Source organism: Acetobacter cerevisiae, assembly GCF_001580535.1.
Taxonomy (GTDB): Bacteria; Pseudomonadota; Alphaproteobacteria; order Acetobacterales; family Acetobacteraceae; genus Acetobacter; species Acetobacter cerevisiae.
On sequence record NZ_LHZA01000141.1, the window covers coordinates 16,365 to 40,363 of the forward strand.

19 protein-coding genes, 1 tRNA gene, 1 pseudogene and 1 riboswitch are annotated in these 23,999 nt (G+C 60.1%); of the genes and pseudogenes, 14 read left to right on the forward strand and 7 right to left on the reverse strand.

What is annotated here, in order from left to right; all coding sequences use genetic code 11:
- Positions 1–6 precede the first annotated feature (6 nt).
- Genes AD928_RS07085 through AD928_RS07100 form a run of 4 tightly spaced genes read right to left on the reverse strand, consistent with a single transcriptional unit; the run spans position 7 to position 3,514 of the window.
- On the reverse strand, positions 7–600 hold the full coding sequence (locus AD928_RS07085; RefSeq protein WP_062249413.1) for a PqiC family protein: 594 nt from the start codon (positions 598–600) through the stop codon (positions 7–9).
- Complete coding sequence (locus tag AD928_RS07090; protein ID WP_062249414.1) at positions 597–1,553, reverse strand: MlaD family protein; 957 nt, start codon at positions 1,551–1,553, stop codon at positions 597–599. The genes AD928_RS07085 and AD928_RS07090 overlap by 4 nt, the downstream gene beginning before the upstream one ends.
- Positions 1,554–1,559: 6 nt before the next feature.
- Entirely contained in the window at positions 1,560–2,342 is a 783-nt protein-coding gene (locus AD928_RS07095) for an ABC transporter ATP-binding protein (RefSeq protein WP_061490434.1), read from the reverse strand.
- A gap of 2 nt (positions 2,343–2,344) precedes the next feature.
- Positions 2,345–3,514: an ABC transporter permease gene (locus tag AD928_RS07100; RefSeq protein WP_061502722.1), complete on the reverse strand. Its 1,170-nt coding sequence runs from the start codon at positions 3,512–3,514 to the stop codon at positions 2,345–2,347.
- A gap of 216 nt (positions 3,515–3,730) precedes the next feature.
- Here AD928_RS07100 and truB point away from each other — a divergent pair, with 216 nt between their 5' ends.
- From truB to AD928_RS07125, 4 genes are all read left to right on the forward strand, one after another.
- Positions 3,731–4,648, forward strand: coding sequence for a tRNA pseudouridine(55) synthase TruB (truB, locus tag AD928_RS07110; protein ID WP_061502677.1), 918 nt, complete (start codon positions 3,731–3,733; stop codon positions 4,646–4,648).
- Between the two features lie 24 nt (positions 4,649–4,672).
- Positions 4,673–4,942: a 30S ribosomal protein S15 gene (rpsO, locus tag AD928_RS07115; RefSeq protein ID WP_043549310.1), complete on the forward strand. Its 270-nt coding sequence runs from the start codon at positions 4,673–4,675 to the stop codon at positions 4,940–4,942.
- A 306-nt stretch (positions 4,943–5,248) separates the two neighbouring features.
- Positions 5,249–7,399, forward strand: a complete 2,151-nt coding sequence (gene pnp / locus AD928_RS07120) for a polyribonucleotide nucleotidyltransferase (protein WP_062249418.1) — start codon at positions 5,249–5,251, stop codon at positions 7,397–7,399.
- A gap of 35 nt (positions 7,400–7,434) precedes the next feature.
- Entirely contained in the window at positions 7,435–8,853 is a 1,419-nt protein-coding gene (locus AD928_RS07125; protein WP_043549308.1) for an NAD(P)H-dependent flavin oxidoreductase, read from the forward strand.
- A gap of 98 nt (positions 8,854–8,951) precedes the next feature.
- On the opposite strand, the gene AD928_RS07130 is transcribed toward AD928_RS07125, so the two are convergent.
- Positions 8,952–9,137 carry a YqaE/Pmp3 family membrane protein gene (locus AD928_RS07130; RefSeq protein ID WP_043549307.1) on the reverse strand — a complete coding sequence of 62 codons (186 nt, stop codon included), beginning with the start codon at positions 9,135–9,137 and terminating at the stop codon, positions 8,952–8,954.
- A gap of 209 nt (positions 9,138–9,346) precedes the next feature.
- On the opposite strand from AD928_RS07130, the gene gyrA reads away from it, so the two are divergent.
- The 4 genes from gyrA to AD928_RS07150 all read left to right on the forward strand — a co-directional run bounded on the left by gyrA (position 9,347) and on the right by AD928_RS07150 (position 13,674).
- Positions 9,347–12,190, forward strand: coding sequence for a DNA gyrase subunit A (gene gyrA / locus AD928_RS07135; RefSeq protein ID WP_062249420.1), 2,844 nt, complete (start codon positions 9,347–9,349; stop codon positions 12,188–12,190).
- Positions 12,187–12,720, forward strand: a complete 534-nt coding sequence (gene coaD, locus AD928_RS07140; protein ID WP_062249422.1) for a pantetheine-phosphate adenylyltransferase — start codon at positions 12,187–12,189, stop codon at positions 12,718–12,720. Before gyrA ends, coaD begins: the two co-directional genes overlap by 4 nt.
- 44 nt (positions 12,721–12,764) lie before the next feature.
- Positions 12,765–13,259, forward strand: coding sequence for a peptidylprolyl isomerase (locus tag AD928_RS07145; RefSeq protein WP_043549305.1), 495 nt, complete (start codon positions 12,765–12,767; stop codon positions 13,257–13,259).
- A gap of 339 nt (positions 13,260–13,598) precedes the next feature.
- A tRNA-Lys gene (locus tag AD928_RS07150) sits at positions 13,599–13,674 on the forward strand.
- A gap of 88 nt (positions 13,675–13,762) precedes the next feature.
- On the opposite strand, the pseudogene AD928_RS07155 reads toward AD928_RS07150, so the two are convergent.
- Together AD928_RS07155 and AD928_RS14770 are read right to left on the reverse strand one after the other, a co-directional pair.
- Positions 13,763–14,686, reverse strand: a pseudogene (locus AD928_RS07155) (LysR substrate-binding domain-containing protein).
- Between the two features lie 141 nt (positions 14,687–14,827).
- Complete coding sequence (locus AD928_RS14770) at positions 14,828–14,986, reverse strand: hypothetical protein (RefSeq protein ID WP_156470136.1); 159 nt, start codon at positions 14,984–14,986, stop codon at positions 14,828–14,830.
- A gap of 185 nt (positions 14,987–15,171) precedes the next feature.
- On the opposite strand from AD928_RS14770, the gene AD928_RS07165 reads away from it, so the two are divergent.
- The 6 genes from AD928_RS07165 to gcvP all read left to right on the forward strand — a co-directional run bounded on the left by AD928_RS07165 (position 15,172) and on the right by gcvP (position 23,971).
- Complete coding sequence (locus AD928_RS07165; RefSeq protein ID WP_062249425.1) at positions 15,172–17,526, forward strand: hypothetical protein; 2,355 nt, start codon at positions 15,172–15,174, stop codon at positions 17,524–17,526.
- 157 nt (positions 17,527–17,683) lie between these two features.
- Entirely contained in the window at positions 17,684–18,148 is a 465-nt protein-coding gene (speD, locus tag AD928_RS07170; RefSeq protein WP_025825026.1) for an adenosylmethionine decarboxylase, read from the forward strand.
- Between the two features lie 96 nt (positions 18,149–18,244).
- A complete protein-coding gene (gene speE, locus AD928_RS07175; RefSeq protein ID WP_061491712.1) occupies positions 18,245–19,117 on the forward strand; it encodes a polyamine aminopropyltransferase in 873 nt (290 codons plus the stop codon).
- A 61-nt stretch (positions 19,118–19,178) separates the two neighbouring features.
- A riboswitch (glycine riboswitch) is annotated at positions 19,179–19,268 on the forward strand.
- Positions 19,269–19,438: 170 nt separating this feature from the next.
- Entirely contained in the window at positions 19,439–20,572 is a 1,134-nt protein-coding gene (gene gcvT / locus AD928_RS07180; protein WP_062249427.1) for a glycine cleavage system aminomethyltransferase GcvT, read from the forward strand.
- A gap of 57 nt (positions 20,573–20,629) precedes the next feature.
- On the forward strand, positions 20,630–20,995 hold the full coding sequence (gcvH, locus tag AD928_RS07185) for a glycine cleavage system protein GcvH (protein WP_043549298.1): 366 nt from the start codon (positions 20,630–20,632) through the stop codon (positions 20,993–20,995).
- Positions 20,996–21,052: 57 nt separating this feature from the next.
- A complete protein-coding gene (gene gcvP, locus AD928_RS07190; RefSeq protein WP_082779799.1) occupies positions 21,053–23,971 on the forward strand; it encodes an aminomethyl-transferring glycine dehydrogenase in 2,919 nt (972 codons plus the stop codon).
- The last annotated feature ends 28 nt before the right edge of the window (positions 23,972–23,999 follow it).

Below are 23,999 nucleotides of genomic sequence, written 5' to 3' on the forward strand. Positions count from 1 at the left end.
GCCTGTTCAGGCGTGAGGCGGGACCGACTGGTTCACATGGTTGGCCAGCTCGATAATCATCTTGCGCATCAGCGCGGCAATGGCGGCGTCAGTGCTGACATCCCCGGTTTCAGACAGATGTACTCGGTCCCGGATCAGCGGTTTGTTCGGGTCCTGTGGCAGGACAGCCCAGTTGGCGTCCATTACGGCTGAGCCGTTGGCATCCACATCCAGACGCGAAATATTCACCTGCACACGCAGCGTTGCGGCATCGGCCAGCGGCTGGTCGGTAATCAGCTCATTGGGGTGAGAGACGGCAATCTGGTTGGTAATCAGATCCGTAATGCCCAGAGACAGCCGCGTAGCCCAGCGGGATTTGGGGCTGCGCACAATTTCTTCCCCGTTCCGCAGCACGATATCCTGCGAATCCAGATAATCCGGAATGACCGTGCGGCTGATTTCAATCGTGGTGGCACGGGCGGACAGATGCGGCTGCCGTGCGTCCTGATCAGACGGCATCCCCAGCGTGTAAAGCCGCAGCGGCGGGGAAGCGCAGGAGGTCAGCAGCGTGCAGCCGGAAAGCAGGGCCACGCAGGAGAGGCGACGCAGGGTGAGCATCATGGACGGCGTCCCATCAGCAGGAGTTGCGGGTTGCGTTCAACATCGCTGGAGAACCCGCGCAGAGAGGCCGCAGCCGCGGCAATATCGCGCAGGGCGGCGTCCAGATTGGCACGGTCAATGGAACGCGGGGAAAGAATGGTCTGGAGCGTATCCAGCGTCTTGGTGGCGGAGACCAGAGTGGTATGCACATCCGCACCCCGGTTGGTCAGCTGCTCCGTACTGGTTTGCAGCAGCTTGTCCATTTTCAGCAGCGTAACATCCAGCTTGGCCTGAAGGTCCCGAATGGCGTCAGTCGCGGCCTGCACAGTGTCATGCGAGCGATCCGTGGTGACTTTTACACTGGCAATCAGCGGCGGCAGGTCCGTGTTCATCTTGTCGCTCAGTGTCCGGATGGACAGGAGCGTCGCATCGGCGTGGCTGGCAATATCCTTTACCGGCAGGTCGCTCAGCGTATCTTTCAGCTTTTCCATGGTGGACAGGCGGGCGGGGATTTCCAGCTCACCTGTAATGCGCGGATGCAGAATGGCGGGTGTGGATTTGTCAAAATCCAGCTCGATATTGGACTGCCCGGTCACAAAGCTCTGCAGATTGAGTTCCGCCCGCAGGCCGTTGGCAATCATCTCCTGCATGCTGACCTTGGTGCCACCCGGCACGTCGCGCACGATATGGATCTGGTCCGGCTCCAGCGTGAGCTCAACCGGGATGTAGGCCTTGCGGTCCAGCGGGTCAAAACGCAGGGTAATGCTTTTGACAGACCCCACCTTAACACCCCGGAAATTGACAGGCGCCCCCACAGCCAGACCGGTAATGGAGTTCTGGAACACTACCACAGCCTCGCGCGAGGGCGCGAAGAAGCGCATGTGCCCAAACAGCATGATCACGGCCAGCGCCAGCGCGCCACCACCCAGAACAAATGCTCCGATCAGGGTTTTACGGTTTGTGCTTTCAGCCATGAACGTTCAGCCCTTCGTCTCATCCGTCGGGGAAATCTCCGCCTGACGGTTCATAAAAGCCATTACTTCCGGAATGGTGCAGTGGTCCCGCAAATCTCGGGGGGCCCCGCGTGCAATGGGTGTGTGGGTTTTGGCATCCAGAAAAATGCCGTCATCTGCAATGGCGAACAGGCTTGGCAGTTCGTGGCTGACAATCACAATGGTCGCCCCCAGCCCATCCCGCAGGGTCAGGATCAGATCATCCAGCCGGGCGGAGGTAATGGGGTCGAGCCCGGCGGAGGGTTCGTCAAAAAACAGAATATCCGGGTCCAGAGCAATGGCGCGGGCAAGGCCGGCCCGTTTGCGCATACCGCCGGAAATTTCAGAGGGCATCAGGTCAATCGCCTGTTCCATGCCCACAAAGCCCAGCTTGAGCTCCACCAGACGGCGGATGACATCCGGCGGCAGGGGCGTGAACATTTCCATCGGCAGAGCGACATTTTCGCCCACCGTCATGGAGCTCCACAGGGCCGCACTCTGGAACAGCACGCCAAAGCGATGGTTGATTTCCGTGCGGCGCTTGTCGTTCTGCGCCCAGTAATCTTCCTGCCCGACCAGAATCTGCCCGGCCGTGGGGCGCAAAAGGCCGATCATGCTTTTCAGCAGGGTGCTTTTCCCGCAGCCGGAACCGCCCATGACGGCAAAGATCGAACCGCGTTTAAGGTCGAAGGAGACATTCTGCTGTATCACCTTGGGGCCAAAGGACAGGCCCAGATCCCGCACTGAGATAATGGTGTCTGCTGCGTTCATGTTCAGATCCCCAGCACGGTGGCCATGACGGCGAAGATGGCATCCATGGCGATGACGCCCACAATGCCAATCACCACGGCCCGCGTTGCGGCAATCCCCACATCCGCCGCACTCCGTCCGGCCCGCAGGCCCACCCGGCAGGCAGCCAGCGCAATAAAGCTGGCGAAGAAGAAGGATTTGACGAAGCCGAACACAAACTCAGTCAGGGAAACACCCTCAAAAGTGGTGTTCAGATAGCCGAGGGGAGAGATGTCCATCATGCTGACGGACACGACAAACCCGCCGAAAATCGCAATGAGCGTGCCGTAGATATACAGCAGCGGCATCATCAGCCCGAGGGAGAGAATGGAAGGCAGCAGGATGTAGCTGGACACCGGAATGCCAAACACCTGCAGGGCGTCAATTTCCTCATTCCCCAGCATGGTCGAAATGCGCGCGGCATAGGCCCCGCCGGTGCGGCCGGCCATGACAATGGCGGTCATGATGGCGGAAATTTCGCGCGCGCAGGCAATGCCCACCAGATTGGCGACGTAGATTTCCGCTGCAAAACGCCGCAGTTCTACCAGCCCGACAAACGCCAGAATGGCGCCAACCAGAAAATTTACCACGCCCACAATCAGCAGGGCGGAGGGGCCGGCATTCCAGATATCGGTGGCCAGATCCTTCAGGCGCATCCCGCTTTTGCCCGTCAGGGTTTTGCACGCACCCTGTGCCGTTTCCAGCGCCAGTTCCGTCACCGTGCCGGTTTCATTCAGCACATTGAGGCTTTTCTCGCCCACGCGCTCCAGCAGAGGAGGCTTCTTGCGGTCTGCGGCCTTATTGGGGGCAGGGGCGTCCGGCAGCAGGGCCAGCAGGCGCTGGGCGGAAGCGGGCAGGCCGTGCGGGTCAAACTGCAACCCGGCATGGCTTGCGGCTTGCTTCACATCCCACAGGAAGGCAATGAAGGCGGAATCCCACCCGCTCACGCCCTGACTGTCAAACGTCAGGGTGCCGTGGCTCTGCGCCTGTGCCAGCCCGTCAGGCGGGAAGGGGGCCATGCCGCCATCCTGCACGCTCCACGAGCCCCGCAGCACTAGGCGAGGGGCAGAGGAGTCCCCTTCCAGCGTCCAGACAGGTTTTTCAGGCGTTTGCGCTGGATGCGGAGGGGCTGCGTGGGGGTGAGGATCAGTCATGATGTGTGGCGACATTAGGGCACGGTCTCCGGGCTGACCAGCCCTGCCCGGGGGTGTGGCGGCCATGTTCTCAGGGAAGAGCTTACAGGGGTGTGGTATAAGGCGGCCCGGGGCGCAGCGGGCCAGCCATTGCGGCGGGGCAGCGGGTCCGCTAGATGCAGCCATGCTTTACCGGTGTTCTGGCCGGGTTTCTGAATTTTACGACGGGAGTTCTTCATGCGACGCAGACGCGGCCGCCCGCTGGATGGCTGGCTGGTGATCGACAAGCCTTCCGGTGTGACATCCACCCAGATGGTGGGTCGGGCCAAACGGATTTTTGATGCGCAGAAAGTCGGGCACGGCGGCACGCTGGACCCGCTGGCGACCGGCCTTCTGCCGCTGGCCTTTGGTGCAGCCACCAAAACTGTGCCGTACATTATGGACGGCACCAAAATCTACCGCTTTACGCTCAGGCTGGGGGAAGCGCGGGACAGTGACGATGCCGATGGCAACGTGACGGAAGTGTCTGACGTGCGCCCGACGGATGATGAGCTGCGTGCAGCTCTCCCGGCCCTGACGGGGGACATCATGCAGGTCCCGCCCGTGTTCTCCGCACTGAAGGTGGCCGGGGAGCGCTCCTATGACATGGCGCGTGAAGGTCGGGCGCCGGAACTGCCGCCTCGCCCGGCACGGGTGGACCGGTTTGAGCTGATTGAACGGCCCGATGCGGATACTGCGATCTTTGAGGTCGAATCCGGCAAGGGCGTGTACATGCGCGCGCTGGCGCGTGATGTGGCGCTGGCCTGCGGCACTGTGGGCCATATAACCGCGCTGCGCCGCCTGCGCGTGGGGCCTTTTACAGAGGCCGATGCGATTGTTCTGGACAAAATTGTCCTAAACGACGACAACCCCCATGCCTCACCGGAACTGCTGCGTCCGGTCTCGACCGCGCTGGCCGACATCCCGGCGGTGGCCCTGACCAAAGACGAAGCAGTGTCCTTGTTGCACGGACAGGCGCTCAGCCTTGTCGATCTGATGGATCGTCTCCCTCAGATTGATAATGAGGACGCACCCATCCGGGCCATGGAAGGGGGGCGCGTACTGGGCCTTTGCCGTCGTGAAGACGGCTTCCTGCGTCCTGTGCGGATTCTCTAGAACCTTCTTTGTACGGAGACAGTGATGTCGATTACCGCAGAACGCCGCACGGCAGTTATCAGTGAATACCAGACGACCCCCACAGACACGGGGTCACCGGAAGTTCAGGTCGCAATTCTGACCGAGCGCATTGTTAACCTGACCGAGCACCTGAAGACCCACGCGAAGGATTTCCATTCCCGCCGTGGTCTGCTGATCCTCGTTGGTCGTCGTCGCAGCCTGCTCGACTACCTGCGTCGTAAGAGCCAGAGCCGCTACGAAACGCTGATCGGTCGTCTCGGCCTGCGTCGCTAAGACCAGAGTTGAAGGCGTGAAGGGTGCGGTTGCCGGGTGATGCCGCAAGCCGCACCCTTTCCCTTTTTCGGGCTATTGTGTGATGATAGCCCTGCGCGCGGAGGCCATGCTGGTCCTCGCGTCTGAATAATAATGGCCACAGGTCTGAGTGCGGGATCATGATCCCGGCGGGCCACGGCGTTTCCGACCACATGGCGCCTGGGTGGTTTTGCCACCAGTCACCATGCCGTCCGAGGCGCTGTCCGCTCCTTCGGTTCTCCCCCCGCCTGTTCGTGTGGCCTTGAGTAAAATGTAAGGCAGAACTGTATGTTCAATTACTACCGTAAAGAAATCGAATGGGGCGGTCGTCCGCTGGTGCTGGAAACGGGCAAGATTGCTCGCCAGGCCGATGGCGCCGTGGTTGTCACCTATGGTGAGACCGTTGTGCTGTGTACCGCTGTCGGTGCAAAATCAGTCAAGCCGGGTCAGGATTTCTTTCCGCTGACCGTCAACTATCAGGAAAAAGCCTACGCTGCGGGTAAAATCCCCGGTGGCTTCTTCAAGCGTGAAGGGCGTCCGTCCGAGAACGAAACCCTCGTATCTCGTCTGATCGACCGCCCGCTGCGCCCGCTGTTCCCGGAAGGGTTCCGCAACGAGGTGCAGGTCATTGCCACCGTGCTGACGCACGATATGGAAAATGATCCGTCCATCCCGGCTCTGATCGGCTGTTCCGCAGCCCTGACGCTGTCCGGCATCCCCTTCTTCGGCCCGGTTGGCGCTGCGCGCGTTGGCTTTAAGGATGGTGCGTTCATCCTGAACCCGACCCTTGAGCAGATGGCTGAAGCGGATCTGGATCTGGTCGTCGCCGGCACGGAAGAAGGCGTGCTGATGGTCGAATCCGAAGCGTCTGAACTGTCTGAAGACGTGATGCTGGATGCCGTGACCTTTGGTCATGCTGCCTTCCAGCCGGTGATCGAAGCCATCATCTCTCTGGCTGAACACGCTGCAAAAGCACCGTGGGACCTGCCGGAAGTTTCCAAGGAAGCGCAGAAGCTCCGCACCCGCATCGACAAAGTGGGCCGCAAGCTGATTGCTGACGCTTACAAGGAAAAGAAGAAGCCGGCACGTTACGAAAAGATCGGTGCCGCCAAGGAAGCGATTCTGGCCAAGCTGGCTGAAGAAGAGCTGGACGTGGATGCCGCCAAGCCGATGCTGAAGGATCTGGAAGCCGACGTGGTTCGTACGTCTGTGCTGAAAACCGGCATGCGTATCGACGGCCGTGATCTGGTCACGGTGCGTCCGATTGTGTCTGAAGTCGGCATTCTGCCGCGTGCACATGGCTCTTCCCTGTTCACGCGTGGTGAAACGCAGGCGCTGGTTGTGACCACGCTGGGCACCGGGCAGGATGAGCAGGTGATTGATGCGCTGCAGGGCGAATATCGCACCAACTTCATGCTGCACTACAACTTCCCTCCCTTCTCTGTGGGTGAGTGCGGTCGTATTGGCTCCCCGGGCCGTCGTGAAATCGGGCATGGCAAGCTGGCATGGCGCGCTATCCACCCGCTGCTGCCCAGCCGTCAGGAATTCCCGTATACGCTGCGCGTGGTGTCTGAAATCACGGAAAGCAACGGCTCTTCCTCCATGGCGACCGTCTGCGGGTCCTCTCTGGCTCTGATGGACGCTGGTGTGCCGTTGAAGCGCCCGGTGGCCGGTATTGCCATGGGTCTGATCAAGGAAGGCGAAGACTTCGCCGTTCTGTCCGACATTCTGGGTGATGAAGATCACCTCGGCGACATGGACTTCAAGGTCGCTGGCACCGAACAGGGCGTGACCGCTCTGCAGATGGATATCAAGATTACGTCCATCACGCCGGAAATCATGAAGATCGCTCTGGGTCAGGCCCGCAATGGCCGCCTGCACATTCTGGGTGAAATGAGCAAGGCGCTGACGGAAGGCCGCACAGACGTGTCCTCCACAGCTCCGAAAATCACCACCCTGACCGTGCCGCGCGAAAAAATCCGCGATGTGATCGGCTCTGGCGGTAAAGTTATTCGTGAGATTGTTGAATACTCCGGTGCGAAGGTCGATATCGGAGATGATGGCACCATCACCATCGCTGCAATGTCTGACGATCAGGCTCAGAAAGCCATTGATCGCATCAACGGCATTGTGGCTGAGCCGGAACTGGGCCGCGTTTACAACGGTAAGGTTGTTAAAACGGCTGACTTCGGCGCGTTCGTGAACTTCATGGGCGCACGTGACGGTCTGGTTCACATTTCCGAACTCACGCAGGGTCGCGTTGGCAAGACGACTGACGTTGTCAAGCAGGGTGACGAAGTGAAGGTGAAAGTGATCGGGTTTGACGACCGCGGCAAAGTTAAGCTGTCCATGCGCGTTGTTGACCAGGAAACCGGTGCTGACATCACGGAAACCGTGGGCGCCAAGCCTGCGCGGGCTCCGCGTCGGGATGCTGAATAAGATCGGCGCTTGCCAGACAACACGATAGGACAGATATGAAGGCGATCAACGCAGTTCGCATGGGGGGCGTGGACGTCCTGCCGCTGGTAGAAGGCGGCAAGGGGGTTTCCGTTTCAACAGGCGTTTCAGCCGGGGCTTGGGCTGCAGCGGGCGGGGCCGGTACGGTCTCCATTGTTAATGCGGACAGTTACGATGCAGCCGGAAACCCGGTCCCGCAGATCTATCACGGCCGGACCCGTCGGGACCGGCATGAAGAGCTGGTGGACTACGCCATTCGTGGCGGCATTGCGCAGGCTCAGATTGCGCATGACATCGCGGGTGGCCGTGGGCGTATCCACGCTAATATTCTGTGGGAAATGGGGTCTGCGGAACGCGTGATCAGAGGTGTTCTGGATGGGGCCAAAGGCCTGATCCAGGGTGTGACCTGTGGCGCGGGTATGCCGTACCGGCTTTCTGACATTGCTGTGGAATATGGGGTTTACTATTACCCCATCGTCTCTTCCGCACGGGCGTTCAATGCTCTGTGGAAGCGCGCCTACAGCAAGACGTCCGACCTGCTGGGCGGCGTGGTCTATGAAGATCCCTGGCGGGCTGGCGGTCATAACGGTCTGTCCAACACGGAAAATCCGCTACAGCCGGAAGACCCGTACCCCCGCGTGGCGGCTCTGCGCAAACTCATGCGCAGCTTCGGGCTGGATGAAACCCCCATCATCATGGCGGGTGGCGTCTGGTGTCTGGAAGAATGGGAAGACTGGATTGGGAACCCGGAACTGGGGCCGATTGTGTTCCAGTTCGGCACGCGTCCGCTGCTGACGCAGGAAAGCCCGATCCCGCAGGCGTGGAAAGACCGGCTGCTCACCCTGAAAAAGGGTGACGTCTATCTCAACCGCTTCTCCCCGACCGGCTTTTACTCCTCTGCCGTGAACAACAGCTTCCTGCAGGAACTGCGCGGGCGTTCAGAGCGGCAGGTGGCGTTCTCACCGGAAGCGCTGGGTGCTCATACCGCGTCTTATGGCGTGGGTGCGCGTAAGCGCGAAGTGTTTGTGACGGAGGAAGATCTCCAGCGCATTCACGGCTGGGAGGCTCAGGGCTTTACGGAAGCCATGCGCACCCCGGATTCCACGCTGATTTTTGTAACGCCTGACCGGGCGCGGGAAATCATCGCGGATCAGGTTGCGTGCATGGGCTGTCTGTCCGAGTGCAAATTCTCCAACTGGAGCCAGCGCGCGCCGGATTACAGCAACGGGCACAAGGCGGATCCGCGGTCCTTCTGTATTCAGAAAACGCTTCAGGCTGCGGCACATGCCAGCGGGCCGGATGCGGCGGATGTTCTGGACCATAATCTGATGTTTGGCGGCACCAATGCGTGGCGCTTTGCAACAGACCCGTTCTACGCCAACGGCTTTGTGCCAACGGTGGCACAGCTCATCGAACGGATTATGAGCGGGCGTTAAATCCCGTTTTCCCGGTTCCGAGTGCTTACAAAAAGGCCCGTCAGAGACACACTCTGGCGGGCCTTTTTCGCATCCGGCTTGCCCGAAGGCGGCGTGCGTTACCGGCGGGACCGGGCAATCTTCTGGTCGGTCTTATACTGGCTGAGCGCGTAGACGGACCAGATGGCCGCTGGAATCCAGCCAATAACCGTAATCTGCAGGATCAGGCAGATGATGCCGGCAAAAGGCCGCCCGATGGTGAAGAACTGAAGCCAGGGCAGCAGCAGGGCAAGAAGAAGGCGCATAAAAATCTCCTGTAGGCAGTATAAAAGCCAGTCAAAGGCAGGATGACGGGGCCGCAGGCGGAAAACAAGCCCGGAGCGCGGCCCTAGGTGCCTCGGCCTTTGTGTGCTAGAAGAAAAACACAGGGGAAACAGCCTGTTTGCCCTCAAGTAATTCTAAGGCGTGCCCCGCGTTTGGGCAGGGTGCGCGGCCATGACAAGACGGATGGACCTTGACCGAGATTTCTGACCAGCCGGGATCGCCGGTACCTTCTGACCTTCTCCCCGTCACCATTGAGGAGGAAATGCGTTCCTCCTACCTCGCGTATGCGATGTCGGTGATTGTCAGCCGCGCCTTGCCGGATGTGCGTGATGGTCTGAAACCCGTGCATCGGCGCATTTTGTATGCCATGCACGAAAGCGGCTTTACGCACGATAAAGCCTATCGCAAATCGGCCCGTGCGGTCGGTGAAGTGATGGGTAAATACCATCCGCATGGTGACGCCTCTATTTATGACGCCATGGTGCGTATGGCGCAGTCCTGGTCCATGCGCGTCAAGCTGATTGACGGGCAGGGGAACTTTGGCTCCGTCGACGGGGACAGCCCGGCGGCCATGCGTTATACGGAAGCGCGTCTGGCCAAGGCCGCGACCTTCCTGCTGAATGACATTGACCGTGACACGGTCGATTTCCAGCCGAACTATGATGAAAGCGAGCATGAGCCAACGGTTCTGCCCGCCGCTTTCCCTAACCTGCTCATCAACGGCGCCACCGGTATCGCCGTGGGTATGGCCACCAACATTCCGCCGCATAACCCGTCGGAAGTGATTGATGCCACGCTCGCGCTGATCGAAAAGCCCGAGATGGAGCTTGAAGAGCTGATGGAGCACGTGCCGGGACCGGACTTCCCGACCGGCGGCATCATTCTGGGGCGCGCCGGGATTCGCAGCGCGTTCGCCACGGGCCGTGGTGCGGTCATTATCCGCGCCCGTGCCGAGGTTGAGGAAATCCGTAAGGACCGCAAAGCCATTGTGGTGACGGAAATCCCGTATCAGGTGAACAAGGCCACCCTGCAGGAGCGCATTGCCGATCTGGTGCGCAACAAGCAGATTGAAGGCATTTCCGACATCCGCGATGAATCTGACCGCTCCGGGATGCGTGTGGTCATTGAAATCAAGCGTGATGCCACGCCGGAAGTGGTGCTGAACCAGCTTTATCGCTTCACCCAGCTCCAGACCTCCTTTGGTGTGAACATGCTGGCGCTGGATGGCGGCAAGCCGCGCCTGATGGGCCTGAAGGATGTTCTTGAGGCGTTTATCGCCTTCCGTGAAGAAGTCATTCTGCGCCGCTCCCGCTTTGAACTGAACAAGGCGCGGGATCGCGGGCATATCCTCGTCGGTCTGGTGATTGCGGTCGCCAATATTGATGCGGTGATTGCACTGATCCGTGCTGCCCCGGATGCCGCCACGGCGCGTGAATCGCTAATGGCAGCAAGCTGGGATGCCGGCGATGTCGCGCCGCTGCTCGCGCTGATTCATGATGACGGCAACCAGATTATTGATGGTAAAGTCCGCCTGACGGAAGCGCAGGCCCGCGGTATTCTGGAATTGCGCCTGCAGCGCCTGACCGGGCTTGAGCGTGACAAGATTCAGGGCGAACTGTCTGACGTTGCTGTCCGCATCAATGAACTGCTGGAAATCATCGGTAGCCACATCCGCCGTATGGAAGTGCTGCGTGAGGAAATGATGGCGGCTCGTGCCGAGCTGGCCACCCCGCGCGCGACCGAAATTTCCGATTATGCCGGGGATCAGGATGATGAAAGCCTGATCGAACCCGGCCAGATGGTTGTCACCATCACGCGGGAAGGCTTCATCAAGCGTACCCCGCTGGATGTGTATCGCGCCCAGAACCGGGGTGGCCGTGGCCGCACCGGGGCCGGGACGCGCGGTGATGATATTCTGGTCCGCTCCTTCAATGCGCATACGCACCAGTGGGTGATGTTCTTCTCCTCTGGCGGCAAGGCGTATCGGGAAAAGGTCTGGCGTCTGCCGGAAGCCAGCCCGACCGCCAAGGGCCGTGCGCTGGTCAACCTGCTGCCGGACCTCGGTTCGGACAGCATTACGGCTGTGCTGCCGCTGCCGCATGATGAGGAACTGTGGGAATCCCTGCACCTCGTCTTTGCAACGGCAAGCGGTGGCGTGCGCCGTAACCGCCTGAGCGATTTCCGCAACATCCGCTCTTCCGGCCTCATCGCCATGAAGCTGGATGAAGGCGATAGTCTGATTGGTGTTGCCACCTGTCGGGAAGGGCAGGATGTGTTCCTGGCCACCCGCAAGGCGCGCTGCATCCGCTTCCAGATTACGGACGAGACGCTGCGTGTGTTCGCGGGCCGTGGGTCTTCCGGCGTGCGCGGTATCCGTCTGGCGGAAGGGGATGAAGTGATCAGCCTCGCAGTCCTCAACCATGTTGAGGCCACGGTGGAAGAACGCTCGGCTTACCTACGGATGGCCAACGCCAAACGCCGCGCTGAAAGTGCTGCCGAGGGTGAGGATGAGTCTGAAAATGCAGTCGTTGCGACGGATGAGGATGAAGTCGCATCCGGCACGGAACTGCTGACGCCCGAACGCTTCGCTCAGCTCGAATCTGCGGAAGAAATTCTGCTGGTAGTAAGCGATGGCGGGTTTGGTCGCCGGTCTTCCGCGTATGATTACCGCGTAAGCGGGCGTGGCGGACAGGGCATTACCAACATGACCTTCTCTGCCAACAAGCGCGGGACGGAAGTGGCGGCAACCTTGCAGGTGCTGGATGGCACGGACGTCATGCTGGTGACGGATGCTGGCCGCCTGATCCGTGTGCCGGTTGATCAGGTGCGTGTCATGTCCCGTCAGGCGAGCGGTGTCACGCTGTTCCGCCTGAATGAGGATGAGCGCGTTACCAGCGTCTTCCCGGTGATGGATGATGAAGAAGAGGGCGATGTTGAGGTTGTCGAGGGGACCGCTTCCGCCCCGGCAGCTGGTGAAGCGCCGCAGGCTGGCCCCGCAGGGGAAGGCAGCGCACCATCCGGTGACGACGCATGAGTGAGGGCGTATGTGCCACCCCTCGGCGCATAGGCTTTTACGCGGGGACGTTTGACCCCGTGACCACCGGGCATCTGGACGTGATCGAGCGTGCAGCCCGGCTGGTTGATCGTCTGGTGATTGGCGTTGCGAAAAATCCGGGCAAGAATCCGCTCATGCCGCTGGAAGAGCGGGTGGCGTGTGTAGAAGAAGCCCTGCCGGCTATTGCTGAACGGGTGGGGGGAGATCTGAAAGTGGTCTCCTTTGATTCCCTGCTGGTGGAAGCAGTGAAGGCGCATGGCGCGTCCCTCATTTTCCGGGGCCTGCGGGTGCTGACGGATTTTGACTATGAAATTCAGATGTCCGGCGTAAACCGCCGTCTGGCTCCGGGCATTGAAACCGTTTTTCTCATGGCGTCTGAACGAACACAGTTTATTTCGTCACGTCTTGTGAAAGAAATTGCCGGGTATCACGGGGATATTTCCGAATTTGTGACCCCCGGCACCCAAAAACGCCTGCTCGCCCGGCTTAAGGCGCGGGCTGCGGGGTAACAGGGCCTCAGGCACTGTTACCAAAGTGTTCAAGGAGAAGTTTTATGACTGCCGACACAGATAAAAACGATCTGATTTATATGGATGTCCCCGAAGGCCGCGTGGTCATCCGCCTGCGTCCGGACATTGCTCCTCTCGCGGCTGAGCGTATCCGTACGCTGTCTGCTCAGGGCTTTTACGATAACGTGCCGTTCCACCGCGTTATTTCCGGTTTCATGGCACAGGCTGGTGACCCGACGGGCACGGGCATGGGCGGCAGCGAACTGCCGGACCTGAAGGCTGAGTTCACGCGGGAGGCTAAATTCCAGCGCGGCACGCTGGGGATGGCCCGTACGTCTGACCCGAACAGCGCCAACAGCCAGTTCTTCATCATGTTCGAACCCTCCCCGCATCTGGATGGCCAGTACACCATTGTGGGCGATGTGATTGAAGGCATGGAACATATCGACAAAATCAAGCGCGGTTCCGGTGGCTCCGGCATGGTGAAAGATCCCGACCGGATCAAAAGCATGCGTCCGGCTTCTGCTGAAAACGCCTGATTTCAGAACCTTGTTTCTGATGTCTGAAAAGCGCGGCCTCTCCGGAGGTCGCGTTTTTTTATGTGCTCTTGCGTGGCCGGATGCCCGCACTCAGAGGGCTCTTTTTGCGGGTTGTTTCAGGTTGGGGAGCCGCCAAAATGGCCCGCGCATGTATGGCTGCATAGGGTGGTCAACAGGGCCAAAGCATGGCTTCCGGAGCGGAAATGAGAGGAAAAATCCTATTTTCTCGCCAGAATGGGGTCTCATCGCTTGACACAATAGGAATGATCCGTTTAGACAGCCTCCAGCAAACACGTCCCGCAGCTCACGCTGCCGCGATAGTTTGTGAACCAATGGTGTGAGCCGGTAGCTCAGTTGGTAGAGCATTCGACTTTTAATCGAATGGTCGAGGGTTCGAGTCCCTCCCGGCTCACCATTGCTTTTTCTTTCCAGAAAATCCTGATTTTCCGAATGCTATAAAGCAGTGTTGCAAAACATGCTTTAGCCGTAGTGTGTTTATTGGCTCAGGGGATTTCCTTGTCCCACGGCGGCACCGGGCCGTAGTGGGCTGCCAGAAAATCAATCATGGCCCGCACTTTTAGCGGCGTCGTCAGGCCGGGCGCGTAAACCGCGTGCAGCGGCGGTCCCGGCGTTGGGGGCACGTCCAGTGTCAGGGTTTTCAGGCTTCCGGTCTTCAGGGCATCGGCTACAATAAAGGTGGGCTGATAGACGATCCCCTGGCCCGCAATGGCGGCCTCACGCAGCACATCCCCATTATTGGCGCAGAGCGGGCCGGAAATGGTCACGGCGTGTTCGCCATGCTCTCCAAAGTTCCAGCGTGAGGCGCTGGCTGTGGTCTCGCCCAGCGTATAGCCCAGACAGGCATGCTAGTTCAGTTCAGCAAGTGTGGCGGGCGTTCCGGCCCGCTCCAGATAAGCCGGCGCGGCACAGACAACCATGCGGATATCGGCCAGCTTACGCACGCGCAGGCTGCTGGGGGTGAGTGAGCGGATCCGCAGGGTCAGGTCCCACCCTTCTTCAATCAGATCCACCGTGCGATCATTCACGCCCAGTTCAACTGTTACCAGCGGATACAGGCGGCTGAATTCCGGCAGGAGCGGGGCCACATAGCGGATGGCGAAGGAAACCGGCGCATTCAGCCGCAGGCGGCCACGTGGTTCACGCCGCTGCTCGGTGACGGTTTGCTCGATCTCTTCCAGTTCTGGCAGAATTTTCTGGCAGCCATCCAGAAACAGGCGTCCGGCTTCCGTCAGGGAGAGCTTGCGCGTACTTCTATGAAAAAGCGTGCTGCCCAGCCGCGTTTCCAGCGCATTGATGTGCTTGGTCACCATGGTCTGGGAGAGGGAGAGGGCGCGGCCTGCTCCGGTAAAGCTGCCGGTTGCAACAACTTTTACAAAAACCTGCATGCTTGTAATGCGGTCCAGCATAAAAACTCACAGGCTAAAGGTCAGCACATTCCCACCCGGTGCGGCGTGTGGTCGGGGTAGTTTTCCCCGGCTGATGCTTTGGCGCAAGCCCGGGCGAGGGAGGAGACCCTCGCCCGGATGCTGTTGCGCCGTTAAATGCTGTTAGCGCAGCATGGGGCGCGGCGGCGGCCGATGGTCATGGTCATGGTGGTCCCAGTCCGGGCGCGGGCCGTGGTCGTGGTGATGGTGGTAATGCCCGCCCGCGCAGCTTGTGAGCATCAGCGGGGTAATAAGGCAAAGTGCGGAAAAAATACGTTTCATGAAAGCCTCCTGCAAAAAATAGTCAAAGCCAATAAAGGCAACTGTACGGCATTGTCCCTGTTTTTCAGGACGATCCTCTTTGCTCTTTGTCAGGCTGAAGGAATGATGCAAAAAAAGAGCCATGTCACGCCTCGCTGGCGGATTATGCAGGGGGTGTTGAAAAGCGCGTGCCGGGAAACAGAAGGATGCGCAGGATTGCCGCCTGCCTTGTACTGACGCAGGGTCTTGCACCGCAGGCAGGGCTTCTTGCGCCCCGCGCCGTATTTGCTGCGCCCGGCGGGGTAGATGGTCTGCATGCTGTTCCGGTTCAGCCGGTGTTGCATGACGGGCTGACCGCGCAAGAGGGTGATGCCTCTCACGCCAGTCTGTTTTTGCCGTTTGATGCGCAAACTGGTGTTGCCGCGTTCTGGTCCGGGCCGGATTTTGTGGTGGTGGCAGACCGTCCCGTTCCCGCTTTGGCGCATGCTTCCGGCGGCAATGGCCTGTTTTCCAGTCTGGATGTCACGGTGCTGGATACGGCTACCCTCATCCGCCTGCATTTGCCCTCCCACCCGCAGCTTTCTCTGTCGCACCAGTCTGATGGATGGGTTTTGCAGGGCGATGCATCGGCCCGGTCCGGCTCCTCGTCCGGCATGACCTCTCATGTGGCTCAGGTATTCAGGCCGGGCGCGGTGCTTTTTCCGCAGAAGCAGCCGGGGCGGATTATTGCATTGCCTGATCCGGCATCCGGTGGCCGCTTGCTGATTGCGCCCTCTCGTGTTGCGAGTGGTGGCGTAGCGCAGGGGCGGCAGGGCGTGGGCTATGGCGTGCGGCCATCGCTGGAAGGCGTGGTGATTACAGCCGATTCCAGACAGATCACGTTGCGCAGCACGGCGGAGGGAGCGGTGCTGGATGCCGTTGCTCTGCATCCGCTGCCTGTGGGGCAAGCGCCTGATACCGCACAAACAGATCCTCACGGGCAGGATTGGGACTGGCTTGGTCTCTCTCATGCCGGAAATGGCTCTAAGCCCTCTACACGTCTGGCGGCGGCACAGGCCGCGTTTGCTGCGGGCCAGCCCTGGCAGGCTTTGAAAAGTCTGGAGGAAGCGGCCCCGCAAGGTGAGGCTGCGGCGGATGAGAAGATACAAACAGCCCAAACATTTCTACAGGCGGCAGCCTCTCTGCTGACGGGCCGCATCTGGCAGGCGCAGCCTCTGAATGGCGCTCAGTTTGGGGATGCTCCGGCCACGCGCGTCTGGCGCGGCCTGTATCTGATGCAAACAGGCCAGAACAGCCGGAACACCTCGATTCTGCTTTCAGCCGGATTTGCACAGTTACAGGCTTACCCGGCCCCGGTGCGTGCGCTGATTCTGCCGCAGGTCGCCACCTATGTCGTGCGGTTTGGGGATGAGGCCGCCGTCAATCTGCTGGGAACACTGCCGGATGATACGGCCTATGATCTCGCAAGGGCGTTGCTAGAGGCACGGGCAGGGCAGACGGAAACCGCCCGTGTGGCGCTGGAAAATCTGACAGCCTCCTCGTCCATCCAGACCACCGCCTATGCCCGTGCAGCACTTGTGGCATTGATGCTGGATAAGGACATGATTGCCCCCACTATGGCGGCGGAAGCCTACGGGAAATTACTGGATAATGATGGCCAGCCCGCAGCGCTCCCAGCCGGACCCAAAGCCACCATCAGGCTGGGGCAGGCCCATGCGTTGACGCTGGCTGGCCAGCCACAGGCAGCGCTGGCAGTGTTGGATAGCGTGCACGCCGGGCCGGATGCCCCGCAGGATGTGCTGGCTGCGGCGTATCAGGCTGCCTTGAAGGCGATGATTTTTCCAGAGGCGGCCTCAAAGGCGGTCACCGCACCAGCCGCAAACTCCGCACCTTTGAGTGCGACTGCCCGTTTTGCGCTGGTGGCGTCTCATTTGCGGTTTGTGGAGGATGGGGCCGGAAAGGCGAAGCTGCTGCTTGGGTATGGCCGCCAGTTGTTGGAGGCCGGGCAGCCTGATGCCGCGGCAACCGCGTTTGCTCAGGCTGCTGCCATGCTGGCGGACCCGGTCGCGCGGACTGAGGCGGAAGATCTGGTGGCGCAAGCCGGGTTACAGGCGCACCGCCCCGCACTTGTGCAAAGGGCGCTTGAGCGTGCCACAGCCCCCGCCATGCCGGATGATCTAGCCACACAGCGCGCCTATGACGCCGCCCGTCTGGCGGCTGAAAGCGGAGACACTGCCAAAGCCCTGACACTGCTGGCGCAGGATGAAACCGATGCCGGGCTGGATCTGCGCGGAAAACTGTATGAGTCCGAAAAGCGCTGGCCGGAGGCGGTGCTCGTCATTGGCCGTCTGGCCACGCGCGGCTTGCCGGAAGAAGGCGTTCTGACGGAACCGCAACGCGCTCTGGCCCTGCGTCTGGCGACCGATGCCGCGGCGGCGGGGGATTCGGAAACGCTTCTGCGCCTTAAGGGCTGGCTGGCAGGCCGCACGCTGGGCCGGGAGCAGAATGCTTTGTTTGCTATGCAGATACGGAGCATCAAGCCCCATAGCCCTGCGCATTGAGAAGGGCTCGGGCCGTTTTGTGACGGTTTTTAGAAAAAAATAGGATGTGAACGAGATAAAGCTTGTCATGGGGGGCACGAGTCCTTAGTTACTCGCGCTCTTGGCCCAAGGGGGCGATCCCGCCCAACAGGCTATCTACTGGTTTGGGGGTACGTCGATGAACGCACTTGCTCAACTGGGGATGGTCTCGGAACACCCGAGCAATAACCAGGCAATTTCTGTTCCGGTCTCGTCTGACGATGATCGCAAGGATTACTTCGTCGTAAAAGATGGCGAGAAGTTTGCAGGTACACACCTGCTGGTTGATTTGTGGGATGCCACAAATCTGGACGATCCTGAAAAGATCGACCGCACCCTGTGTGAAGCAGCGCTTGCTGCAGGTGCGACCATTCTGCACAGCCATTTTCACCACTTCACGCCTAATGGTGGCGTGTCTGGCGTGGTTGTGCTGGCCGAAAGCCATATTTCCATCCACACATGGCCGGAGCGTGACTTCGCGGCCGTGGATATCTTCATGTGCGGGGCCTGTGACCCCAATCTGGCGATTCCCGTGATGCAGCGCCTGTTTCAGGCCAAGCGTCTGGAAGTGGATGAACAGCGTCGCGGACGCGTCGCCCTGTAAACACGGCACAGCCCTGTCTGTGTGATGTGTTTTTCCGGCAGGGGCCAGAGCAGATGTTCTGGCCCCTGACCGCTGAATCAGGACTTTAAAAAAATTATGGCCGATCAATGGATTGAAGAAACCCTGTATGACAACTGGGGCCAGCGCTTCCGTGTCAAACAGGAACTTGCCCGCACCACCAGCCCGTTTCAGGACATTGTGGTGTTTGAAAGCGAGTCGCACGGGCGCGTGCTGCTGCTGGATGGGGTCGTGCAGATTACTGAAGGCGATGAATTCGTTTATCAGGAAATGCTCACTCACGTGCCGCTGTTCACGCATGCAGCACCCCGCAATGTGCTGATTATTGGCGCGGGTGATGGTGGCGTGCTGCGCCGGGTGCTGGAACATCCGGGCGTAGAAAAAGCCGTGATGGTGGAAATTGATGGCGCCGTCATCGAACTTTCCAAAAAATACCTGCCCAATATTGCCGGTGATGCGTGGAATGACCCGCGCGCTGAGGTGATTGTGGGCGATGGAATCGACTACGTAACCCGTGCAGCGGATGCGTCATTTGATGCCATTATCGTTGATAGCACCGACCCGATTGGCGTGGGCGAAGTCCTGTTTACAGACTCGTTCTATGAACATTGCGCCCGTGTGCTGACGGCGGAAGGGCTGATCGTCAACCAGTGTGGCGTGCCCTTCATGCAGGCGGATGAACTGCATGAAACCAGCCTGCGCCGCGCGAAATTCTTCCCGCACGTGTCGGCTTATGTGGCGGCTGTGCCGACCTACGTTGGCGGATTCATGACGCTGGGCATCGCCTCCAAGGGCAAAAGCCCTGCAGGGCAGGATGTGGCTGCGGTGCGCGCCCGTGCTGAAGCAGCCGGTATTTTGGGAAAAACCCAGTACTGGACGCCGGAAATCCACGTCGGTGCGTTCAATCTGCCGCCCTATATCGCAAAGCACCTGCCTGCGGATAAGGCGTAAAACATTACCAGAGACTCACGGGAACCTTGATTGACTTGCTAACGCAATGATGTCACGGTTCTAACCGCGCAGAGGGAGAGACCGGTCCTGCACCGGCGCCGAAGGAGCAACCGCCCCGGAAACTCTCAGGCAAAAGGACCCTGCGCGGTTAACTTCTGGAGAGAGGCGCCTGTGCGTCCGCCGACGGGATAGCGATCTCAGGCAAAAAAACAGAAGGGGCAGACGGATTATCCTGGTCCGGGGCCCTTATGTTGTCTTGCGTCGTTGGTCTTTTTGCAGCGTATGAAAACCGGCCCGGTCCTCTTACAGAAGGCTGCGGCCATGAGCGCTGATACTCTCCTTCACACTCCCCTCTTTACTCTGCATGAAGAAGCTGGCGGCAAAATGGTGCCCTTTGCCGGCTATGCCATGCCGCTGAATTATGCCGATGGCATTATGGCGGAGCATCGGCATGTGCGTGAGCATGCCGGCCTGTTTGATGTCTCCCACATGGGGCAGGTCCGTCTGCGCGGCCGCTCGGGTGATGGAGAGGCCGCAGCTCACGCGCTGGAACGCCTCGTGCCCGCCGATATCGTCGCCCTTAAAACCGGGCGGCAGCGTTATACGCAGTTCACCAATGAAAAAGGCGGCATTCTGGATGACCTGATGGTCGCCCGCATGGGGGATTCCCTGCTGCTGGTTGTCAACGCCGCCTGTAAGGATGCCGATATCGCGCATCTGCAGGATGAGCTGGCCGATTGTCTGGTGGAAGTGCTGGAAGACCGCGCGCTCCTCGCCCTGCAGGGGCCGGAAGCCGAAGACGCACTGGCCGCACTGGCTCCCGCCGTGCGCGACATGAAGTTTATGGATGTGCGCGACGTGGATGTGGATGGCGCGCTCTGCACCATCTCCCGCTCCGGCTATACGGGTGAAGACGGGTTTGAAATCTCACTTCCCGCCATGGATGCCTCCCGCGTGGCCCGCAAACTGCTGGAACAGCCTGCCGTGAAACTGATCGGCCTTGGCGCGCGTGACAGCCTGCGTCTGGAAGCCGGGATGTGCCTGTATGGCTCCGATATTGATGAAACGACGACCCCGGTTGAAGCCGCCCTTGAATGGTCCATTCAGAAAAGCCGCCGCCGTGGTGGCGCGCGGGAAGGGGGCTTCCCCGGTGCTGTTGTGATTCTGGCGCAGCTGGAAGAGGGCGTCTCCCGCCGTCGCGTTGGCCTGCTGCCGGAAGGCCGCGCCCCGGTGCGTGGCGGTGCCCCGCTTTATGCTGACGTTGAATTTGCAACACCGCTTGGCAAAGTCACGTCCGGCGCCTTTGGCCCCACGGTGGAAGCCCCTGTTGCCATGGCCTATGTCGCCACGGATTACGCAGCCCCGCAGACGCCGATTGTCGCGGAACTGCGTGGCCGTGCTGTGCCGGCTACCGTTCACGTCCTGCCGTTTGTTCCCGCCCGTTTCAAACGGTAAGGGCAACGTTTTTCCCTAAGTTTTTAAATTTATCCGTTTTTATGGAGTGCTGACCCAATGACCCTGTATTTCACCAAAGAACATGAATGGCTCCGCGTAGAGGGTGAGACCGCCATTGTTGGCATCACCAAACATGCCGCTGAAGAGCTGGGTGAGCTGGTGTTTGTTGAAACCCGTGATGCCGGCACGGTGGTGCAGGCTGGTGAGTCCATCGCTGTGGTGGAATCCGTTAAGGCAGCGTCTGACATTTACGCGCCGGTGGACGGCGAAGTGCTGGACAACAACCCGCAGCTGTCTGATGACCCGGCCCGCGTCAGCTCCGACCCGGAAGGGGAAGGTTGGATTGTCAAATTCCGTCTGTCCAACCCGGACCAGCTGGAGTCCCTGATGGATGCAGACGCCTACGCCGCCTTTATCGCCTGATAAGGCGGCCTCGGGAAACGTCATTACTACTGCTTAGCTTTTTCAGGATACCCCCGCATGTTTTCCATTGCTTCCGGTCCGGGCCGCGCGACTGGTCCTTCTGTTGACACTCTGCCGGCCTTCGCGGGCCTTCAGCCGGAGGCAGGGTCCTTCGTTGGCCGCCATATTGGCCCCACAGAGGCTGATCTGGCTGTCATGCTCAAAACCGTGGGGGCAGCCTCTCTGGAGGCTCTGACGGAGGAAACCATTCCCTCCGCCATCCGCGCCACAAAGCCCATGGGCATTGGCGCGGGCTGGAGCGAAAGCGCTGTTCTGGCCCGCCTGCGGGAACTGGCCGGGCAGAATCAGGTCATGACGTCTCTCATCGGGCAGGGCTATTACGGCACCATCCTGCCCGCCGTTATCCAGCGGAATATTCTGGAAAACCCGGCATGGTATACGGCATATACGCCGTATCAGCCGGAAATCAGTCAGGGCCGTCTGGAAGCACTGCTGAACTTCCAGACTATGATTACGGAACTGACGGGTCTGGATATTGCCAACGCCTCACTGCTGGATGAAGCCACGGCAGCGGCGGAAGCCATGGCGCTGGCGCGGCGTGTTGCAAAATCCAAAGCCACAGCCTTTTTTGTAGATGCAGATTGCCACCCGCAGACCATTGCTGTTCTGAAAACCCGTGCCCTGCCCATGGGCATTACGCTGGTTTACGGCAACCCGCTCACGGATCTGGTGCCCGGGGAGGTGTTCGGTGCGCTGTTCCAGTATCCCGGCACGTCCGGCACGGTGGCGGACCCGCGCAGTGTGATTGAAGCGCTGCATGCGGCCTCCGGCATTGCCGTGATGGCGGCTGACCCGCTGGCGCTGACCCTGCTGACCTCTCCGGGGGAACTAGGGGCGGATATCGCCATTGGTTCAACCCAGCGTTTCGGCATTCCCATGGGCTTTGGTGGCCCGCACGCGGCTTACATGGCGGTGCGCGATGCGTGGAAGCGCAGCATGCCGGGTCGTCTGGTGGGTGTGTCCGTCGATAGCGCGGGCCGTCCGGCCTATCGTCTGGCGCTCCAGACGCGTGAGCAGCATATCCGGCGTGAAAAAGCGACCTCCAATATCTGCACCGCACAGGTTCTGCTGGCCGTTATTGCCGGGATGTATGCGGTCTATCACGGGCCGGAAGGTCTGCGCGCCATTGCCCGCCGCATTAACGGCCTGACCGCCACGCTGGCTGCTGGCCTGCGGGCGCTGGGTGTGACTGTGGAAACCGACGCCTTCTTTGATACCATCACGGTGCAGGCCGGTGCAGGCGTGCAGGACATTCTGGCCCGTGCCCGCTCTGCTGGCATCAACCTGCGGGATGCAGGCCATGGCCGGATTGGCATCAGTCTGGATGAAACCAGCTCTGCGCAGACAGTCGCCTCTGTCTGGTCCGCCTTCTGTGCGGAACAGGGCCGGGTTGACCAGATGATGGCGGCACTGGCTCCGGCTGGCAGCGTGATCCCGGAAGCGCTGGTTCGCAAAAGCGCGTTCCTAACGCAGCCGATTTTCAGTGCATGCAGTTCCGAGACGGATATGCTGCGCTATCTGCGCCGCCTGTCTGATAAGGATCTGGCGCTGGACCGCACCATGATCCCACTCGGCTCCTGCACCATGAAGCTGAACGCCACGGTGGAGATGCTCCCCATCACATGGCCGGGCTTCTGTGACATTCATCCGTTTGCACCCAAAGACCAGACGGAGGGGTATCAAACCCTGTTTGATGATCTGGAAAAATGGCTGTGCGCCATTAGCGGGTATGATGCTGTGTCTTTCCAGCCGAATTCCGGCGCGCAGGGTGAATATGCCGGTCTGCTGGCCATCAGCGCTTATCACCGCGCTCAGGGGGATGCGCATCGCACGGTCTGCCTGATTCCGGCATCTGCTCACGGCACCAACCCGGCGTCCGCCCAGATGGCGGGCATGAAGGTGGTTGTGGTGAAGTGTGATGCTGGCGGCAATATCGACCTTGAAGATATGCAGGCCAAGGTGAAAGCGCACGCAGCAGATCTGGCTGCGGTGATGATCACCTATCCTTCCACACACGGCGTGTTTGAAGAAAGCATGCGCGAAATCTGTGATCTGGTGCATGAAGCCGGTGGTCAGGTTTACGTGGATGGCGCAAACATGAACGCGCAGGTCGGTCTGGCGCGCCCGGCGGATTACGGCGGCGATGTCAGCCACTTTAACCTGCACAAAACCTTCTGCATTCCGCATGGCGGCGGTGGCCCCGGCATGGGCCCGATTGGTGTGCGCGCGCACCTGACGCCGTTCCTGCCCGGCAACCCGGCGGACGCGAATACCGAACTGGCCGTGAGTGCGGCTCCGTTTGGGTCCGCGTCTATCCTGCCGATCTCATGGGCCTATATTCGCCTGATGGGGGATGAAGGTCTCCAGCGCGCCACGCAATTTGCTATCCTGAACGCCAACTACATCGTCAGCCGTCTGGTTGAGGCCTATCCGGTGCTGTATCGTGGGGCCAAGGGCCGGGTTGCGCATGAGTGCATTCTGGACCTGCGCCCTCTGAAAGATATAGCGGGCGTTACTGTGGATGACATGGCCAAGCGTCTGGTGGATTACGGCTTCCATGCCCCCACGGTCAGCTTCCCGGTGGCAGGCACGTTCATGATCGAGCCGACGGAATCTGAAAGCAAAGCCGAACTGGACCGCTTCTGTGACGCCATGCTGGCGATCCGTGAAGAAGTCCGGGCGATTGAAGCCGGCAAGATCGCGGCGGAAGAGTCCGCTCTGCGTCACGCGCCGCACACGGCCAGCGTTGTGACAGCAGAACCCTGGGCGCATGCCTATGCCCGTCAGGATGCCTGCTTCCCGCCGGGTGTTAAGGCTGCGACCAAATACTGGCCGCCGGTGGGCCGTATTGATAACGTCCACGGGGACAAGAACCTGATCTGCTCCTGCCCCGATATTGCAGAGTGGATGGAATAAATCCTGATCCATAAAGCAGCTCTAAAAA